The sequence below is a fragment of the Gluconobacter thailandicus F149-1 = NBRC 100600 genome, assembly GCF_000964465.1.
GTDB classification, from domain to species: domain Bacteria; phylum Pseudomonadota; class Alphaproteobacteria; order Acetobacterales; family Acetobacteraceae; genus Gluconobacter; species Gluconobacter thailandicus.
The window spans coordinates 12,251-27,124 of the sequence record NZ_BANH01000009.1 but is presented as its reverse complement, the minus strand read 5'-3'; the positions used below and the strand labels follow the sequence as shown (position 1 = coordinate 27,124).

General features: G+C 54.7%; 14 protein-coding genes and 1 tRNA gene. 9 read left to right on the top strand and 6 right to left on the bottom strand.

From position 1 onward, the window contains the following. Positions 1 to 109 precede the first annotated feature (109 nt). On the bottom strand, positions 110 to 1,096 hold the full coding sequence (locus B7444_RS03305; protein ID WP_007284120.1) for an RluA family pseudouridine synthase: 987 nt from the start codon (positions 1,094 to 1,096) through the stop codon (positions 110 to 112). On the opposite strand from B7444_RS03305, the gene B7444_RS03300 reads away from it, so the two are divergent. Both B7444_RS03300 and B7444_RS03295 read left to right on the top strand, forming a co-directional pair. Continuing rightward, complete coding sequence (locus tag B7444_RS03300) at positions 1,095 to 1,463, top strand: hypothetical protein (protein WP_016737816.1); 369 nt, start codon at positions 1,095 to 1,097, stop codon at positions 1,461 to 1,463. The two genes, B7444_RS03305 and B7444_RS03300, sit on opposite strands and share 2 nt — an antisense overlap. A 54-nt stretch (positions 1,464 to 1,517) precedes the next feature. Then, positions 1,518 to 1,994, top strand: a complete 477-nt coding sequence (locus tag B7444_RS03295) for a TspO/MBR family protein (RefSeq protein ID WP_007284118.1) — start codon at positions 1,518 to 1,520, stop codon at positions 1,992 to 1,994. Here B7444_RS03295 and B7444_RS03290 read toward each other — a convergent pair. Continuing rightward, entirely contained in the window at positions 1,967 to 2,299 is a 333-nt protein-coding gene (locus B7444_RS03290) for an ArsR/SmtB family transcription factor (RefSeq protein WP_007284117.1), read from the bottom strand. The genes B7444_RS03295 and B7444_RS03290 overlap by 28 nt on opposite strands. A gap of 95 nt (positions 2,300 to 2,394) precedes the next feature. Between B7444_RS03290 and B7444_RS03285 the strand changes: the two genes are divergently transcribed. Continuing rightward, positions 2,395 to 3,468 carry an alkene reductase gene (locus B7444_RS03285; protein ID WP_035729207.1) on the top strand — a complete coding sequence of 358 codons (1,074 nt, stop codon included), beginning with the start codon at positions 2,395 to 2,397 and terminating at the stop codon, positions 3,466 to 3,468. Between the two features lie 57 nt (positions 3,469 to 3,525). Here B7444_RS03285 and B7444_RS03280 read toward each other — a convergent pair whose 3' ends face one another. Both B7444_RS03280 and rlmB read right to left on the bottom strand, forming a co-directional pair. Further along, positions 3,526 to 5,247, bottom strand: a complete 1,722-nt coding sequence (locus B7444_RS03280) for a Hint domain-containing protein (RefSeq protein WP_231502782.1) — start codon at positions 5,245 to 5,247, stop codon at positions 3,526 to 3,528. 668 nt (positions 5,248 to 5,915) lie between these two features. Further along, positions 5,916 to 6,758: a 23S rRNA (guanosine(2251)-2'-O)-methyltransferase RlmB gene (gene rlmB / locus B7444_RS03275; protein WP_186810578.1), complete on the bottom strand. Its 843-nt coding sequence runs from the start codon at positions 6,756 to 6,758 to the stop codon at positions 5,916 to 5,918. A gap of 34 nt (positions 6,759 to 6,792) precedes the next feature. Between rlmB and B7444_RS03265 the strand changes: the two genes are divergently transcribed. After that, positions 6,793 to 6,878: transfer RNA gene (locus B7444_RS03265), tRNA-Tyr, on the top strand. 135 nt (positions 6,879 to 7,013) lie between these two features. Next, positions 7,014 to 7,148, top strand: coding sequence for a hypothetical protein (locus tag B7444_RS17335; RefSeq protein ID WP_261766715.1), 135 nt, complete (start codon positions 7,014 to 7,016; stop codon positions 7,146 to 7,148). A 235-nt stretch (positions 7,149 to 7,383) separates the two neighbouring features. Here the strand turns inward: B7444_RS17335 and B7444_RS03255 are convergent, their stop codons facing one another. Further along, on the bottom strand, positions 7,384 to 8,457 hold the full coding sequence (locus B7444_RS03255) for a bifunctional transcriptional activator/DNA repair enzyme AdaA (RefSeq protein WP_007284108.1): 1,074 nt from the start codon (positions 8,455 to 8,457) through the stop codon (positions 7,384 to 7,386). 285 nt (positions 8,458 to 8,742) lie between these two features. Between B7444_RS03255 and B7444_RS03250 the strand changes: the two genes are divergently transcribed. The 4 genes from B7444_RS03250 (at position 8,743) to B7444_RS03235 (ending at position 13,460) form a co-directional block, all read left to right on the top strand. Then, positions 8,743 to 10,101, top strand: a complete 1,359-nt coding sequence (locus tag B7444_RS03250) for an NAD(P)-dependent oxidoreductase (protein WP_007284107.1) — start codon at positions 8,743 to 8,745, stop codon at positions 10,099 to 10,101. Further along, entirely contained in the window at positions 10,094 to 11,362 is a 1,269-nt protein-coding gene (preA, locus tag B7444_RS03245; RefSeq protein ID WP_007284106.1) for an NAD-dependent dihydropyrimidine dehydrogenase subunit PreA, read from the top strand. The genes B7444_RS03250 and preA overlap by 8 nt, the downstream gene beginning before the upstream one ends. Before the next feature lie 62 nt (positions 11,363 to 11,424). Next, positions 11,425 to 12,666, top strand: a complete 1,242-nt coding sequence (locus B7444_RS03240; protein WP_007284105.1) for a M20 family metallo-hydrolase — start codon at positions 11,425 to 11,427, stop codon at positions 12,664 to 12,666. 83 nt (positions 12,667 to 12,749) lie between these two features. Continuing rightward, positions 12,750 to 13,460, top strand: coding sequence for a TetR family transcriptional regulator C-terminal domain-containing protein (locus B7444_RS03235; protein ID WP_231502779.1), 711 nt, complete (start codon positions 12,750 to 12,752; stop codon positions 13,458 to 13,460). Here the strand turns inward: B7444_RS03235 and B7444_RS03230 are convergent. Then, entirely contained in the window at positions 13,372 to 14,826 is a 1,455-nt protein-coding gene (locus B7444_RS03230; protein WP_007284103.1) for an NCS1 family nucleobase:cation symporter-1, read from the bottom strand. The two genes, B7444_RS03235 and B7444_RS03230, sit on opposite strands and share 89 nt — an antisense overlap. Positions 14,827 to 14,874 lie beyond the last annotated feature (48 nt).

The following is a 14,874-nucleotide window of genomic DNA, read 5'->3' as shown; positions in this document are numbered from 1 at the left end:
GTCCCCAGCCGCTTACCCCCAAACTGGGCAGTGCACGGTGGTACGATCCGTTCCGGCGGCGCGTCAGCTCGTCGGATAGGAGTGTTTATGACAGGCTGAGCCGAAAAGGTCAAGAACTTTTAGAGGTTGAGCCTGTCAGGCGCATTTTCAAGTCCTGAAAATCCTGAGGAGGCGCAGTTTCGAAGGAAAGCGGCTTTTTTGTCCGTGGGTGGATGAAGCCGAGTCGAGCTGCATGGAGCGCCTGCCGAGGGAAATCAAGAGCAGCATCCTTTGCATCCTGTGGCAACCCACGCGCTGCTGCAGGGATTCGACGCAGGTAAACCGGGTCTCCCAAAAGCGGATGTCCTGCCTGAGACAGATGGACGCGAATCTGGTGTGTTCGGCCGGTAGCCAGTTTGCATTCAATCAGGGAGACACTGGCGTGAATGGGCTCCAGCAGTTTGAAGCGTGTCAGCGCAGGCTTCCCACCCGACTGTACGACCGTCATGCGCTTGCGATCTTTCTTGTCCCGACCAATGGCACCGTCGAATTCGCCTGAAGCCGGGAGTAGTCCCCATGCCAGAGCCATATAAGCCCGGTCGATGTCTCTCGCAGCGAAAGCTTCGGACAGGGCGTTATGGGCCATGGCGTTCTTCGCCACGACCATCAGCCCAGACGTGTCCTTGTCCAGCCGATGCACGATTCCTGGCCGTTTTTCACCGCCGATGCCTTCAAAACCCTCCCCGCAATGTCCGAGTAGGGCGTTCACGAGGGTCCCGGTTTCATTGCCGGGAGCCGGGTGCGTGACGAGGCCGGCCTGTTTGTCCAGAACGATCAGATCCCGGTCTTCATAGAGAATGGTAAGGGGCAGGTCCTCTGCCATCGGGCGTGCCGGCAGGGGGGCGGGAAAGGAAAGGACCAGATCCATTCCTTCGCGCAGAATATCGGCCGGTTCACGGACAGCCTGCCCGTTCCGGGTCAGATGGCCCTCTTCGATAAGGGTCTTGACCCGGGAGCGGGAAATCGTGCCGATGGCGTCAGCGAGGGCGCGATCTACGCGCTGGCCTGCCAGACTGGCATCAACAACAAGGCGGAACGGGGTTTCAGGATCTGACATGAATCAGGGTTTAGCCGAGGATCGGACGGGCAGCGAGTCAGGGACGTCAAAAGCGTTGTTTGCAGCCGTCATCATTATGGGTGTCATGATTGTTGCAGGCGTGGCGGTCATGATCGGTGTGATCGCGCATCGGATGATGCATCCTCATCATGGTGTCACCGTGGAAACCTCATTGACAAACGGTTTTACCCGTCTGGCTCTGCCGTTGGCTGAAGGGGAGCATATCACCAACGTGACAGCGCGTGGTGACGGGATGATGGCCGTGACACTTGGTCGACCGGGCTCTGAGCGGGTTCTGTTGTGGAATCCGGATGCCGGAAAAGTGGTGGCCGAACTGGATTTCGGGTCTGCTGCCAGCGCACCCTGAACATTCCAGACGCTGATGCGTTTCCATGGGTGAGATCATATCAGGACAGAGATCATGGGACGCATCATTGACGCCGCTCTGGCAACGGCAACCGTTTTCGGCGCACAGTATTTTGGGCGGGAAGTTAGCCCTGCCGAAGAGGGTTCAACGCGGCGCTGGTTTCACCATCTGAACAAACCCGCGTTTTCGCCCCCGGCTCCCGTCTATGCTGTCGTCTGGACATTGCTTGACGGTCTTCTGGCATGGTCGGGGTATCGTCTGTTACGGGCAGAGTCGTCCTTTAAGCGGACGCTTGCGCTGTCCCTCTGGGCTATCTGTGTCGCCGGTGTAGCAGGATTTCCGTTCGCCGTTTTCCGCAAGCGACGGCTTGATGCCGGGCTGGCTATCTGCATCGGGCTGGTTGTGACGTCTGGTGCGTCAATCTGCACCGCCAAGAAGGTGGATCGCTGTGCGGCAAAGCTTCAGATCCCCTTCTTTGTCTGGCTGACGTTCGCCGTATTCGTTCAGGAAGAAGTCTGGCGCCGTAACTGACCGGCTTCAATGTTGCCCAGGATGGAGGCCATAAGGCCTGGGAACCGGGCCTCCAGTTCCTGCAGGCGCAGTGAGTTATGATGCTGCACACCCTCGATCCGGGTGTGCAGAATGCCGCTTTCCCGCAAGACCTGAAAATGATGGGACATGCTGGATTTGGGGCGAGATCCGATCAGGGCCGCACAATTTGCCTCTCCCAGACCATAAAGCCGCTGAACGATGTCCAGCCGTATGGGATCGGCCAAAGCCCGAAGGACCGTGATCAGATCAAGTTTCTCAAGATCGGGCGAGTCATGGCAGGGCATATGGCGTCTTATCCCTTCCTTGTAGAATTGACGCAACACTTCTATGGTTCGATCGTTGTCGAACTATGGAAGTTTCGATCAAGGAGTACCCTTTCATGGCCGATCTTTTCGATCCTATTGAAATAGGTGACTTTTCAGCCAAAAATCGCATTTTCATGTCTCCCCTTACGCGTGCCCGTGCTGGTCGTGACGCGGTTCCGACGCCGATCATGGCAAAGTATTACGAGCAGCGCGCAGGCGCGGGACTCATCATCACGGAAGCGACTGGTATTTCTCGGGAAGGATTAGGGTGGCCCTATGCACCGGGGATCTGGTCCGATGAACAGGTTGAAGCCTGGAAGCCAATTACAAAGGCTGTTCATGACAAGGGCGGGCGCATTGTCTGTCAGCTCTGGCATATGGGCCGGATGGTTCATTCGTCAGTGACGGGGCTACAACCGGTTGCTCCGTCCGCCACGACGGCTCCCGGTCAAGCACACACCTATGACGGGAAGGTGCCATATGAGCAGGCAAGGGCACTACAACTCGATGAAATTCCGCGGATATTGGCCGATTATGAAACGGCATCCCGGAATGCGATCAAAGCGGGTTTTGATGGCATTCAGCTTCATGCTGCCAATGGGTATCTGATCGATGAATTCCTGAAAGATGGAACGAACCACCGCACAGACGAGTATGGTGGCTCTCCCGAAAACAGAATTCGGTTTCTCTCGCAGGTGGTGGAGCGTATTATTGCGACCATTGGTGCAGAAAAGACCGGTGTTAGGCTCTCTCCGAATGGAGACACTCAGGGCTGCATGGACTCTGCTCCCGAAACGGTATTCATTCCCGCTGCATCCGAACTGGAGCGTCAAGGTGTGGCGTGGCTGGAACTCCGTGAGCCGGGTTTGAATGGAACTTTTGGGAGCACGGATCAGCCGAAGCTTTCTCCGGAAATCCGCAAGGTGTTCCGTCGACCGCTAATTCTTAATCAGGACTACACGTTCGAAGCTGCGCAGGAAGCGGTTCAGCAGCACCACGCGGATGCAATTGCCTTCGGCCGTAAATTCATTTCGAATCCTGACCTTCCAACGCGCTTTGCAAAAAACCTGCCTTTGCAGCCTGACGAGATGGCAACCTGGTATAGCCGGGGAGAGCACGGGTATACGGATTATCCGTTTGCAGAATGATTGAAAACAATTGCCGGAGGACAGGAACCTCCGGCAATTTTGAATGGCAATGCCAGATTAAGCAGACAGTGTGATCCGTTCTTCTGTCTGCGCGGTGTCGGGCAGGTAAGGTCCTCCCGCCACAACTTCGATGGCGAGCATACCCAGGCTGTTTGGCAGCCTGTTGTCGAGGACGAGCAATGCGTCACCATTTGTCCATCTGAAGCCACCGGCTTCCCGGGCATACCAACCATTCTGGGCGCGCTCATCGTTCTGTGCTGTCAGGCAGAGTGAACGTCCTGAGTCGTAGAATGTAATATCCCCCACATAGATCCCAAGTTTGCGCCTGTCATTCATAAAGGGCCCGATTGTCTCATGGGGGGAGTTTGCCCGGGACACCAGACGGACGGATCTGACGGACGCAGGAATCATGAACATGCTGCGCCCACCTGCTTCGCGGGTTTTTTGCAGGATCAGACCGGTATCAGTGATGAGATGGAAGTCAGGGTCTGTGATGAGGGATGGGGGGTGCTCATCCATGGAACAGCCCAGAAGACCCAGTCGTTCGCAGATCTGATGGTACAGCGGCTGAACGTCATCCTGCGCCACAGCAAGCGGGGCTGCTGCATCCGTATCCCAACTCCGAACTTTGCCGCCTAGCCTGACCACTGTTCCTTCCTGGCGGAAGCTGTACCGGTTTCCAGTGTCCAAATATGTTTCCGTCAGCAGGCCATTTGCCATAATGATGGAATGATTTTTGGTCTCGATGTGGAAGTAATCGTAGTTGGTAATACTGCGGTCATAGAAAATAGATTTTCCATTGACGAGCATACGCACAGGAGTGAAGGCGCCGTTCAGGAAAAGGCAGTGTTCTGCCGTAACAAGAAGGTCCTGAGAAGGAACGCCAGTTGCAATGGCGTCCTTGATAATCCGGACCGGATAGCCGGCTGCATCATCTGGAAGGGCTGGATTAACGGTGACATGTGCCGTGCCCGCCCACACCAGAGAAGCCGCACTTTCCTGCCCGTTTACGTAGGTTTTGACCAGATCACCGATCTTAAGGGTTTCGACGGCTTTTTCTCCGTCGGGTGTCTGGATCATGCTGCCTGCGAGATAACAGGTGATGACACCACCGCTCCCGTCAGATTGGGTGAAAGTCTTGGTGTATCCGCCCGCTAATAAATTGTATGTTCCTGTGGATTTAAGATTGAAAGGGTCTCCACTCAGGGTTATTTCGCGGCCTACCCCGACAATTCCCAGTAAGCTTACACCATCACCGATTGTTGTCTGATTTGTTATTGAGTTATAAACAGCCGGAATGGATGTAGCACTTGGGAAATCCATTACAAAATTACTTGGAATTGTTGTCGTAGTATTTCCACTCACATCTACAAAATTGATAGGAAGATTAAGTACACCTACGCTCAGGCCGGTAGTTTCAATTTTAACTTCGCCGCCTGCGGGTCCTACCGTAATGCCATTCAGAACCTTGGCGCCAATGAGGCCGCCCTGAACATCAAGAATACCACCATTCACGGTGACTGACGTTCCGACGCCAGCGTTCAGTAGTCCACCACCGATCTTGGCTGTGGCGCCATTCTGGACAGTAACGGATGAGAGAGCCTGAACTCCTGCGAGGCCAGTTGTCAGATCAACGACAACATTATCCCCGGAAGGGGTACTATTATTTTTTGTTATAACAATAGAACTAAGTGCAGAAAGACCAGCCAAAGAAGAGAGGTCGCCAGAGCTATAGACCGTAGCGACTCCTGCATTTACGCTTACTAATGAGGCTGTCATTTTTGATCTCCATGGCATTTTCATTAACGGAAATGGCGATCACAATAACGATCTTTCCCGAAAATATAATTTTCAACCTATGCCCTGTAACGATTCTTGTGCAAGGAAAAAATTAACATCAAAATTGATAGAAAATTAACAATTTAATTATGTTAACTTATTGAAAGAACATCATTATTTTGTGTCTTAAGATGTCTTTGGTTTTCAGGATGAGTTCACGATTTTGTTATAATCAGTGATTGGTTCATTATTTTTGTTTCGAAATCAGGCAATTCCGTTAAGAGGAATGCAGGTTTTTATTACCGTTATGCCTGAATTTTTTATTGCGATTTGATAGTCGCCTGAGGGCTGCTCAGGCGGCGTTCTGATGTCATGCGCATCCGCTATGCGCATCCGCTATGCGCTGATGCTGTTGCGCTGTGATAGAATAACAGGATGGCATCCGGGGACCATGAGGCAACCTTCAAAATAGGGCCGTATTTCCGGAAAATATGAGGCTGTTGTCCGCAGTTCTGTCAGAAAATGGAAAGCCTTGCGCCGTCATTGAGAAAGATGATGCCGCAAGGCTGGATCGCTTTTGCTGTGGATACAGAAGGATCTTGCTGCATGGCGGCTAGACAACCGCCTCTGCACAAGTGTCGAAACGCTCTGTTAGCGTGTTATATGTTTCATTCAGTTGGTCGTGCCAGTTCATACAGGGCCACTGCCGCAGCGTTGGAAACATTGAGGCTCTCCATGTTTCCAGGCATATAGACACTCGAAATTTCATCGCATGTTTCGCGCGTCAGTCGACGTAGTCCCGCACCTTCGGCGCCAAGCACCAATGCGACGCGGCGTTTCCCAAAACTTGCTCCGTCAAGGCGTGTGCCTCCGGCATCAAGACCCACAACCCAGACATCCTGGGATTGAAGAGTAGCAAGCGCACGTGACAGATTGACTTCGCGAATGATGGGAACGAGGTCCAGTGCGCCAGAAGCGGCCTTGGCCATGGCACCACTTTCCTGCGGTGTGTTGCGATCCTGAACGAGAAGGGCACACGCACCAAAAGCCGCGGCAGAGCGAAGAATGGCGCCGATGTTACGCGGATCTGTGACCTGATCCAGGACCAGCATCGGGCCCGGGCGTTCAAGGGCCTCATGAATGGTTGGTGGTTCAAGCGGCTCTACGCGTAGGCAGACACCCTGGTGAACGGCATCCCGCTCACAGAGGCGATCCAGTCGTTCACGATCGACGGTTTGTGGTCGGGCACGGGAAGATTGGCTGAATGCAGCCCCTGCCTCTTGTGTGGCAAGAAACTCAAGAATCACCCGGTCTGGATTGTTCAATGCAGCTTCCACTGCATGATGACCATATATCCAATAACCTGACGCAGGTTTTCCTGAGCGTGAGGGGCGGTCGGCATTGCCGGAGCGTTGTGGACCTTTGTCCGCATGGCGGGACGAGGGGGCGGAACGGGGGGAGGGGCGTCTGGACATGAAAAAATCATATAATCGACGATAGGCAATTGACATAGCCGTCTATCCGCCATATTCCAACCGCCGACCCGGAGAGGTGCCCGAGTGGCTAAAGGGGGCGGACTGTAAATCCGCTGGCGTACGCCTACGTTGGTTCGAATCCAACTCTCTCCACCAGGTCCTCTTTTTTCCTAAAAAAACAAACGCTTAGCCAAAGTCAGCGTCACTTCAGGTTAACGCTGCGTCACTGGTCTAGCGTCACCTTGATGCTATGGCTCGGTCCTGCCTTCGTTGATAGAAGGCGGCATGGATATGGCTAATCTGACCAACTGGGATGGACTCTATGATGTCCGCTTCATCATCCCGAAAGACCGCTGGCAGGATGCTGGCAAGGTGCTTGGTTCCCAGACGGGAATCCTAAAAGACATCCTCGAAAAGATGCCCTGAGGCTTCGTGATGCCGCTCTTGCGGCAAGCGGGAAGCAACTGAACAGGAAGCTGATAGATGCAGGACTTCATACTCTTGAGTTGCGGTCCGGGGCTCAGCTAATTGTTGCGATTGCTTTTGCTTCCGCATTTTCGGCGGTTATGGCAGCTGCCTGCATTTCAGAAATTGCAAAGAACAAGTGGGTCGGCGGCCGTGTGCAGCTTACGAAAATTCTGTGCCATTTGGTGTGAAGGCATCACGTGTTCTGATCTTTCTTCAGTGTTTTGAGTTGCCTTTCGATCTCGATGAGACGTTGCTTCCGCCAGAGACCTCCTCCGTATCCGGTCAGAGACCCATCTGAGCCGATCACGCGGTGGCAGGGAATCATCAGTGCGATCTGGTTGGCGCCATTGGCACGTGCAACAGCCCTCACGGCTGAAGGGCGACCAATTTGCCGTGCAATGTCAGAATAGCTTCGTGTTTCACCTGCCGGGATTGTCTGCAAAGCACTCCAAACCTGGCGTGTGAAGGGGGTGGCGTTCAAGGCGAGCGGGGTCTGAAAGCTATCAGAACGGGCGGAAAAATATGCTTCCAGTTCACTCGCGGCCTGCTCTGAAGGTGGGAGCCGTCCGATCCCAATGCCCCCATCTGAAGTCTTGTGAAGACGCTTGAGTTCTGTAGGGAGTGCCTTGCGATCCAGAAACTCCAGAAGATGCAGGTGGCTTCGACTGCTGACAGCAATCATGTCCCCCAGAGGGGTCGGTATCCAGGTCGCCTGAAGAAGCTTGTTGGGGCGTAGTTCGGCGGGAGTGCAGCCCAGCAGCCGGGCAAAAGCGGAGCGGAACGCGCTGGCGGACTCAAAACTGGCCTCATGTTGCGCCGTAATGACCTTGCCGCCGCCTGCTAATGTTTCGAAGCCTTCGCGGAGGCGACGTTGACGTGCCATTTCCAGAAAAGTCATTCCAAACTGTCGCTTGAAACTGCGCCGTATTGTCGAAGGGTCGTAACCCATTTTGACGATATGATCTTCTGACCAGCGAGTATCAGGATGTGTTTCGAGGTTTTGTAAAAGCACAGAAATCGCAGGATCGGCGAGTGCGGCAGCTTGAAGGGGATGGCAGCGCTTGCAGGGGCGAAAACCTGCTTCCATGCATTCCCCGATGGTTTGGTAGAACGTGCAGTGCTCACGCTTTGGCTTTCGCGCGGGGCACGTCAGGCGACAAAAAACACCTGTTGAAGAGACGCATACAAAAGCCTGTCCATCGAAACATTCGTCGCGGGAGAGCAGTGCAGCATAAAGTGTTTCTGGGTCTGGAAGATCGAATAGCATTCTGAAACTCTAAAACCGTATGACGTGTCATGTCGCCGGTTTTCAGGCGTGGATTTTTTTCAGTCAAATATCGTCTGATGGTCTGAATTTTGATGGCCTCCGGGGATGAGGGGGCAGGTGTCATACGAGCATTTTTGCGCGTGGCTTGAGGTCCGGTGTCCGAGATTTATTCGAAAAAACCACAAACCGTAGATTCAAATAAATTGAACGTTTGGTCAGAAAATTCTTGCATCCAAGCGTTCCGAACTCATACCGTTCTGTTTACGAACCAATCAGGGGCATGAGATGGGTACACGATTCGACATTGCCTGCGGCCGGTTGCCAGAGGCCGTTCTGGATCTCAATTTCGCCGACGCTCATCCCGGCTTGAGCCATGAGCAGGCTGCGTTGGAAGCAGATCGATGTTTTTACTGCTACGATGCGCCATGTGTTGAGGCATGCCCGACGGGCATCGACATTCCGCGCTTCATCAAGGCGATCGCCTCAGACAATCTGGCAGGCGCATCGCGAACCATTCTTCAGTCCAACATTCTTGGTGGGTCGTGTGCCCGAGTTTGCCCGACCGAAATCCTGTGTGAGCAAAAATGCGTTCATACCGCGATCGAAGCCAACCATGCCGTCCGGATTGGCGCGCTTCAGCGATTTGCAACAGACTGGCAGATGAACCAGACAGCCCATCCGTTCCAACGTGAGAAAAGTACGGGGCGGCGTGTGGCGGTCGTGGGCGCGGGGCCGGCAGGTCTGGCTTGTGCGCATCGTTTGGCCATGCATGGTCATGACGTGACGATCTTTGATCGGCACGATGCGCCTGGCGGTCTCAACCAATATGGCGTGGCCGCCTACAAACTGGCTGATAATTTTGCCCAGAAAGAAATCGATTTCCTTATGTCTATTGGGGGGATTCGTTTTCAGGGCGGTGCCGTGCTCGGGCAAACAGTGACACTGGCTGACCTGCGGCAGAGCTATCATGCCGTTTTCCTTGGGATCGGTTTGTCCGGGGTGCGGGCACTCGGATTTGAGAATGAGTGCGTTGAAGGGGTTCTGGATGCGGTAGCGTTCATCGAAACGCTCAGATCCAGCACTTTGTCTGAAGTTCCCGTGGGGCGGCGGGTTGTCGTGATCGGTGGCGGTAATACGGCTGTTGACGCGGCAGTGCAGGCAAAGCGCCTGGGGGCTGAAGAGGTAACGCTTGTCTATCGGCGGGGCGCCGAGCACATGTCCGCTACACCCGTTGAGCGGGAATGGGCGCAGACCAACGGCGTTACGGTACGTTTCTGGGCGTCTCCCCTTCATCTTCTGACGGATCAGGGGGCCGTACAGGGCATTCGCTTTGCCCGTGGGGCGCCTGAAGGGGGCTATGACCCTCAGGACAGCTTTACGCTTGAGGCTGACATGGTTCTGAAAGCAATCGGGCAGGTATTTGTGCCTGATCCGATCCAGAATGATCAGATCCTCGTAGAAAATGGTCGCATTGTTGTGGACGCTAACGGGCGGACATCAATGCCAGGCGTTTATGCCGGAGGAGACTGCACGGCAGGCGAAGATCTAACTGTTGCCGCCGTTCGGGATGGGCGTGATGCTGCCGAAGCCATTCATACGGAATTGATGACCACCAGCGTTGAAAAGGACGCGAACAATGGCTGATTTACGGACCGTTTTTGCCGGTATCAAATCTCCCAATCCGTTCTGGCTGGCTTCCGCTCCTCCCACAGATAAGGAATATAACGTCCGTCGCGCTTTTCAGGCCGGCTGGGGTGGCGTTGTGTGGAAAACACTTGGTGAAGATCCGCCTGTCGTCAATTTGAGCTCCCGCTATGGAGCCTTGGGGTTTGAAGGACGCAGATTAATTGGTCTCAATAATATCGAGCTGATTTCAGATCGTCCGCTTGCGACCAATATTGCGGAAATCAAACGCGTCAAACGGGAGTTTCCAGACCGGGCCGTGATAGTCAGCCTGATGGTTCCCTGTGAGGAAGACAAATGGAAAGCCATTCTTCCCATTGTGGAAGAAACGGGCGCGGATGGGATCGAACTGAATTTCGGATGCCCGCATGGCATGTCTGAGCGCAACATGGGCGCGGCAGTCGGGCAGGTTCCGGAATATGTGGAAATGGTTACGCGGTGGTGCAAGCAGAACACCCGCATGCCGGTGATCGTCAAATTAACGCCGAACGTGACCAATATCCTGATGCCAGCAAGGGCAGCACGGGCAGGGGGGGCGGATGCCGTATCGCTGATCAACACGATCCAGTCCGTCATTGGTGTTGATCTCGATGCCATGGCGCCGATGCCGGTCGTGGGCGGCAAAGGGACACACGGTGGATATTGTGGTCCTGCCGTCAAGCCGATTGCCCTGCGCATGATTGGGGAGATCGCCCGGGATCCGACCATGGCCGGTATTCCGATTTCCGGCATCGGTGGTATCAGTAACTGGCGGGATTCTGCGGAATTCCTGGCGATGGGTGCCGGATCTCTCCAGGTCTGCACTGCTGCCATGCATTATGGTTTCCGTATCGTCGAAGACATGATCGATGGTCTGTCCAACTGGATGGACGGAAAGGGTTATGCGCGGCTGGACGATGTGACAGGGCGGGCGGTCTCGCGGTTCGTGCCCTGGAACCAGCTCAACATGAAATTCCGGACCATTGCTGACATTGATCAGGATGCCTGTATCGGGTGCGGGCTCTGTCACATCGCCTGTGAAGATACGTCGCATCAGGCCATTTCAAAACGGAATGGGCCGGATCGCCGCCATTATGAGGTGATTGATGATGAGTGTGTCGGATGCAATCTCTGCGCCCATGTCTGCCCGGTCGATGACTGCATCACGATGGTTCCGCAGCCTGTCGATGGTGAACTGACATGGCCTGAACATCCTTCAAACCCTCACCGGATTACAGCCTGAAACGCAGGAGCCGCCCAGCCAGGGCAGGGCGTATCCCTACGAACTGACGAAGGACAACCGGCATGATTCAAAGCAACATCCGCATTGATGGGGACGCTCTCTGGGCAGATCTGATGGATACCGCCCGGTTTGGTGGGACGCCCAAAGGTGGTATTCGTCGCCTGACACTGACGCAGGAGGACAGGCAGGTTCGGGAATGGTTTGCATCGACCTGCGAAAAGCTGGGCTGCACCATTACTGTTGATACGATGGGGAACATGTTTGCCCGACGTCCGGGCCAGGATGCCAGCCTGCCTCCCATCACCATGGGTAGTCATCTTGATACCCAGCCGACGGGTGGAAAATTTGACGGTATTCTCGGTGTTCTGGGTGGTCTGGCAGTGCTACGCGCACTTCATGAGGCCGGGCATGTCACGCGACATCCCATTGAACTGATCAACTGGACGAACGAGGAAGGCTCCCGTTTTACGCCTCCGATGATGTGCTCTGGCGTTTTTGCAGGGGTGTTCACTGAGCAGGAAGTCCTGGACAAGCGCGATCGAGCCGGCGCGCGATTTGGGGACGAACTGGTAGCAATTGGTTACCGGGGGGAAGAAAACTGTGGAGACCATCCAATAACCGCATATTTTGAACTTCATATCGAACAGGGGCCTATTCTCGAAGTGGAGAACCGGGTCATCGGAGCTGTCTCGGGCGTGCAGGGTATGCGCTGGTATGAAGTGACGGTAAAAGGCAAGGACGCGCATGCGGGATCGACCCCGATGCCGATGCGGCATGATGCTCTGTTGGCGGCCTCAAAAATGATCGTTGCCCTCTCGGACGTGGCTCTTGCAAATGCCCCGGGAGCGGTAGGGACGGTCGGCCTGATCGAGAACAGACCCAACAGCAACAATGTGGTGCCGGGTGAGACGTTCTTTACCGTTGATATTCGGCACCGTGATGACGCTGTGGTTGCGGCGATGGAGCAGGACTTTATGTCCCGCTTTCGCCAGATTGCAGAGGTGGCTGGCGTGACGCTGGATATTGTTCCGATCTGGGATGCTCCGGCTGTTCATTTCGATGCCCGTTGCGTGGACATGGTTGCGGAGTCCGCGCGGCAGATGGGGTATGAGCCACTCCCGATCGTTTCTGGTCCGGGCCACGATGCAGCCTATCTGGCCAAAGTTGCTCCGACGGCCATGATTTTCGTTCCGTGCAGGGATGGCCTGAGCCATAACGAGGAAGAAAGCATTACCGAAAGCGAAGCCGAGGCAGGGGCCAATGTTCTTCTCGGAGCTGTTCTGCGCGCCGATAGCACCTTCTAGATCCTCGCGAGAGGCAGGGGCTTGTCGTTCGGCCGGAGAACTGTCAAAAATCTGCTCCCGCATAGCAGGCCGGGAGCAATACGGTGCCAAAAGACAGTCTGGAGGCAGCTCCGAGCCCCAGAAAGAGAGCAAAAGCCGGGGCACCTCGACGTGCCACCATTCCGCAGATTCTCAACGCGGCAGAATGGACGTTCGGTACGCGCGGCCTGAAAGGGACTCGCCTGGAGGATATTGCGAAGGTCTGCGATATCCCCAAAGCGAATATCCTTTACTATTTTGGCTCCAAAGAAGAGCTCTACAACGCCACATTGACCCGGCTTCTGGATGTCTGGCTGACGGACGCTGATACCTGGCTGTCTCCTGAGCGAGATCCACTGGAGGGGCTGCGTGGCTACATTGAAGCCAAAATAGTATTCTCCCGCACGCGCCCAGAAGGTTCGCGCCTGTTTGCACAGGAGCTTCTTTCGGGAGGGCTCATGGTGCAGGACTTCCTGAAAGGAGAATTACGCGCTCATGTGGCTCGTCATGTGGCGATTTTCCTCGACTGGCAAGCAAGGGGTATCATGGCCCCCATCGACCCAACACATTTTCTCTTCCTGCTCTGGTCAGGTACGCAAGCCTATGCGGACATGCAGGTTCAATACGAGGCCGTTCTGGACCGCGCGCCCCTGACTGATGCGGACTACGAAACCGGTATTGCCACGATCATGACGCTTGTTGGCCCGCTTTTCCGCCCGTTGGCGCCAGACGTGTCAGCAGAAGGTGGAAAGCCAGGCCAGAGAAAAATCCCGTAAACCAGGCGAAGTTCTGAAATGCGGCCAGCGCAGGCACGAACACGTTAGCCAATCCCACAAGGACAGCAAGCACCAGCGCCCAGACCGCTACTGGATTGACGCCTCTGCGATACCAGTATCGGGCTGCGGGATCGGTACTATAGAGCGCGTTCACGTCCAGCGTCTGTCGCTGAACGAGGTAGTAATCTGCCAGTAGAATACCCGTGACCGGCGCAATAAACAGTCCCAGAACATCAAGGGTGAGATGGATCAGGGCGGGCTGAGCGTAAAGATTCCATGGGGTGAGGATGATGGCGCCAATGGACGCGATAATCCCGCCGCCTCTCCACGAAATCGAAGCAGGCGCGATATTGGAAAAATCGAAGGCAGCAGAGACAAAATTGGCGGAAATATTGATGCCGATGGTTGCCACAACGAATGTCAGAATCCCTACAAGCATGATGGTCTGATTATCAAGTCTGGTCACCGTTTCGACAGGATCAATCAGGATTGTTCCAAAGACAGGCTGAGTTAGCGTAACTGTCGTCAAGGCAAGGGCGGAGAACGCCATGAAATTGATGGGCAGGCCCCAGAAATTTCCGCGTCGTACAGCCTCGATACTGACGCCATATCGCGAAAAATCACCGAAATTCAAAACAATGGGAGAGAAGAAAGCAATTGTCAGGGAGATGACGTTCAGGAGCCCGGTCAGGTGTTGGCTCAGGGTAAGATCTGAACGCGGGAGAGCGGAAAAGCTGATTTGCCCACGGGTTTTCCAGAGCAGAATGCCGTCCAGAAGAACCATCATGATATAAATCGCCGGGCCGGACCAGTCGATGAAGTGACGGATGGACTCCATGCCACGCCAGAACACGGCCAGTTGCAGGGACCAGATCAGCAGGAATGCGAGCCATCCCATCATGGATAGTCCAAGCAGGCCGTGCTGATGCACATCACTGTAAGCCGTCAGAGAGGGCATCACGCGTAACAGAAACAGGACAACGGCATTCGATGCCAGCCAGGTCTGAATTCCGTACCAGCCAATTGCGATAATCCCCCGTACAAGGGCAGGAATGATGGCCCCATAAACACCAAAGACACTCCGGATAATAACCGGGAAGGGGGCACCAGAACGCAGACTCGGCACGGCGATCAGGTTGCACAGAACCTGTACGGCAATGATTGCGACCAGAAGGGCGAAAAGGACACTGCTGACCGGGAGTCCCATGGCGAAGAATGTACCGACTGTCATGTATCCAGCGACGCTGTGAACATCCGACATCCAGAGGAAAAGATAGTCTTTCCAGGCCCAGTGTCTGTCCTGAACAGGCGCCAGGTCGGCATTTGTCAAACGACTTGAGGCGTGCACGTCCGGCAGTTGTGTCATGACTGATGATCCCTGTTCTCGAAAAAAAATCCGGCAGTGCAATCGTTA

Excerpts from the sequence above, each read along its gene's own strand:
- B7444_RS03305 (WP_007284120.1), bottom strand. The coding sequence starts at position 1,096 with ATGTCAGATCCTGAAACCCCGTTCCGCCTTGTTGTTGATGCCAGTCTG.
- preA (WP_007284106.1), top strand. The coding sequence starts at position 10,094 with ATGGCTGATTTACGGACCGTTTTTGCCGGTATCAAATCTCCCAATCCG.
- B7444_RS03290 (WP_007284117.1), bottom strand. The coding sequence starts at position 2,299 with ATGCCCTGCCATGACTCGCCCGATCTTGAGAAACTTGATCTGATCACG.
- B7444_RS03230 (WP_007284103.1), bottom strand. The coding sequence starts at position 14,826 with ATGACACAACTGCCGGACGTGCACGCCTCAAGTCGTTTGACAAATGCC.
- B7444_RS03255 (WP_007284108.1), bottom strand. The coding sequence starts at position 8,457 with ATGCTATTCGATCTTCCAGACCCAGAAACACTTTATGCTGCACTGCTC.
- B7444_RS03295 (WP_007284118.1), top strand. The coding sequence starts at position 1,518 with ATGGGACGCATCATTGACGCCGCTCTGGCAACGGCAACCGTTTTCGGC.
- B7444_RS03250 (WP_007284107.1), top strand. The coding sequence starts at position 8,743 with ATGGGTACACGATTCGACATTGCCTGCGGCCGGTTGCCAGAGGCCGTT.
- B7444_RS03300 (WP_016737816.1), top strand. The coding sequence starts at position 1,095 with ATGAATCAGGGTTTAGCCGAGGATCGGACGGGCAGCGAGTCAGGGACG.
- B7444_RS03240 (WP_007284105.1), top strand. The coding sequence starts at position 11,425 with ATGATTCAAAGCAACATCCGCATTGATGGGGACGCTCTCTGGGCAGAT.
- B7444_RS03280 (WP_231502782.1), bottom strand. The coding sequence starts at position 5,247 with ATGACAGCCTCATTAGTAAGCGTAAATGCAGGAGTCGCTACGGTCTAT.
- B7444_RS17335 (WP_261766715.1), top strand. The coding sequence starts at position 7,014 with ATGGCTAATCTGACCAACTGGGATGGACTCTATGATGTCCGCTTCATC.
- B7444_RS03285 (WP_035729207.1), top strand. The coding sequence starts at position 2,395 with ATGGCCGATCTTTTCGATCCTATTGAAATAGGTGACTTTTCAGCCAAA.
- rlmB (WP_186810578.1), bottom strand. The coding sequence starts at position 6,758 with ATGTCAATTGCCTATCGTCGATTATATGATTTTTTCATGTCCAGACGC.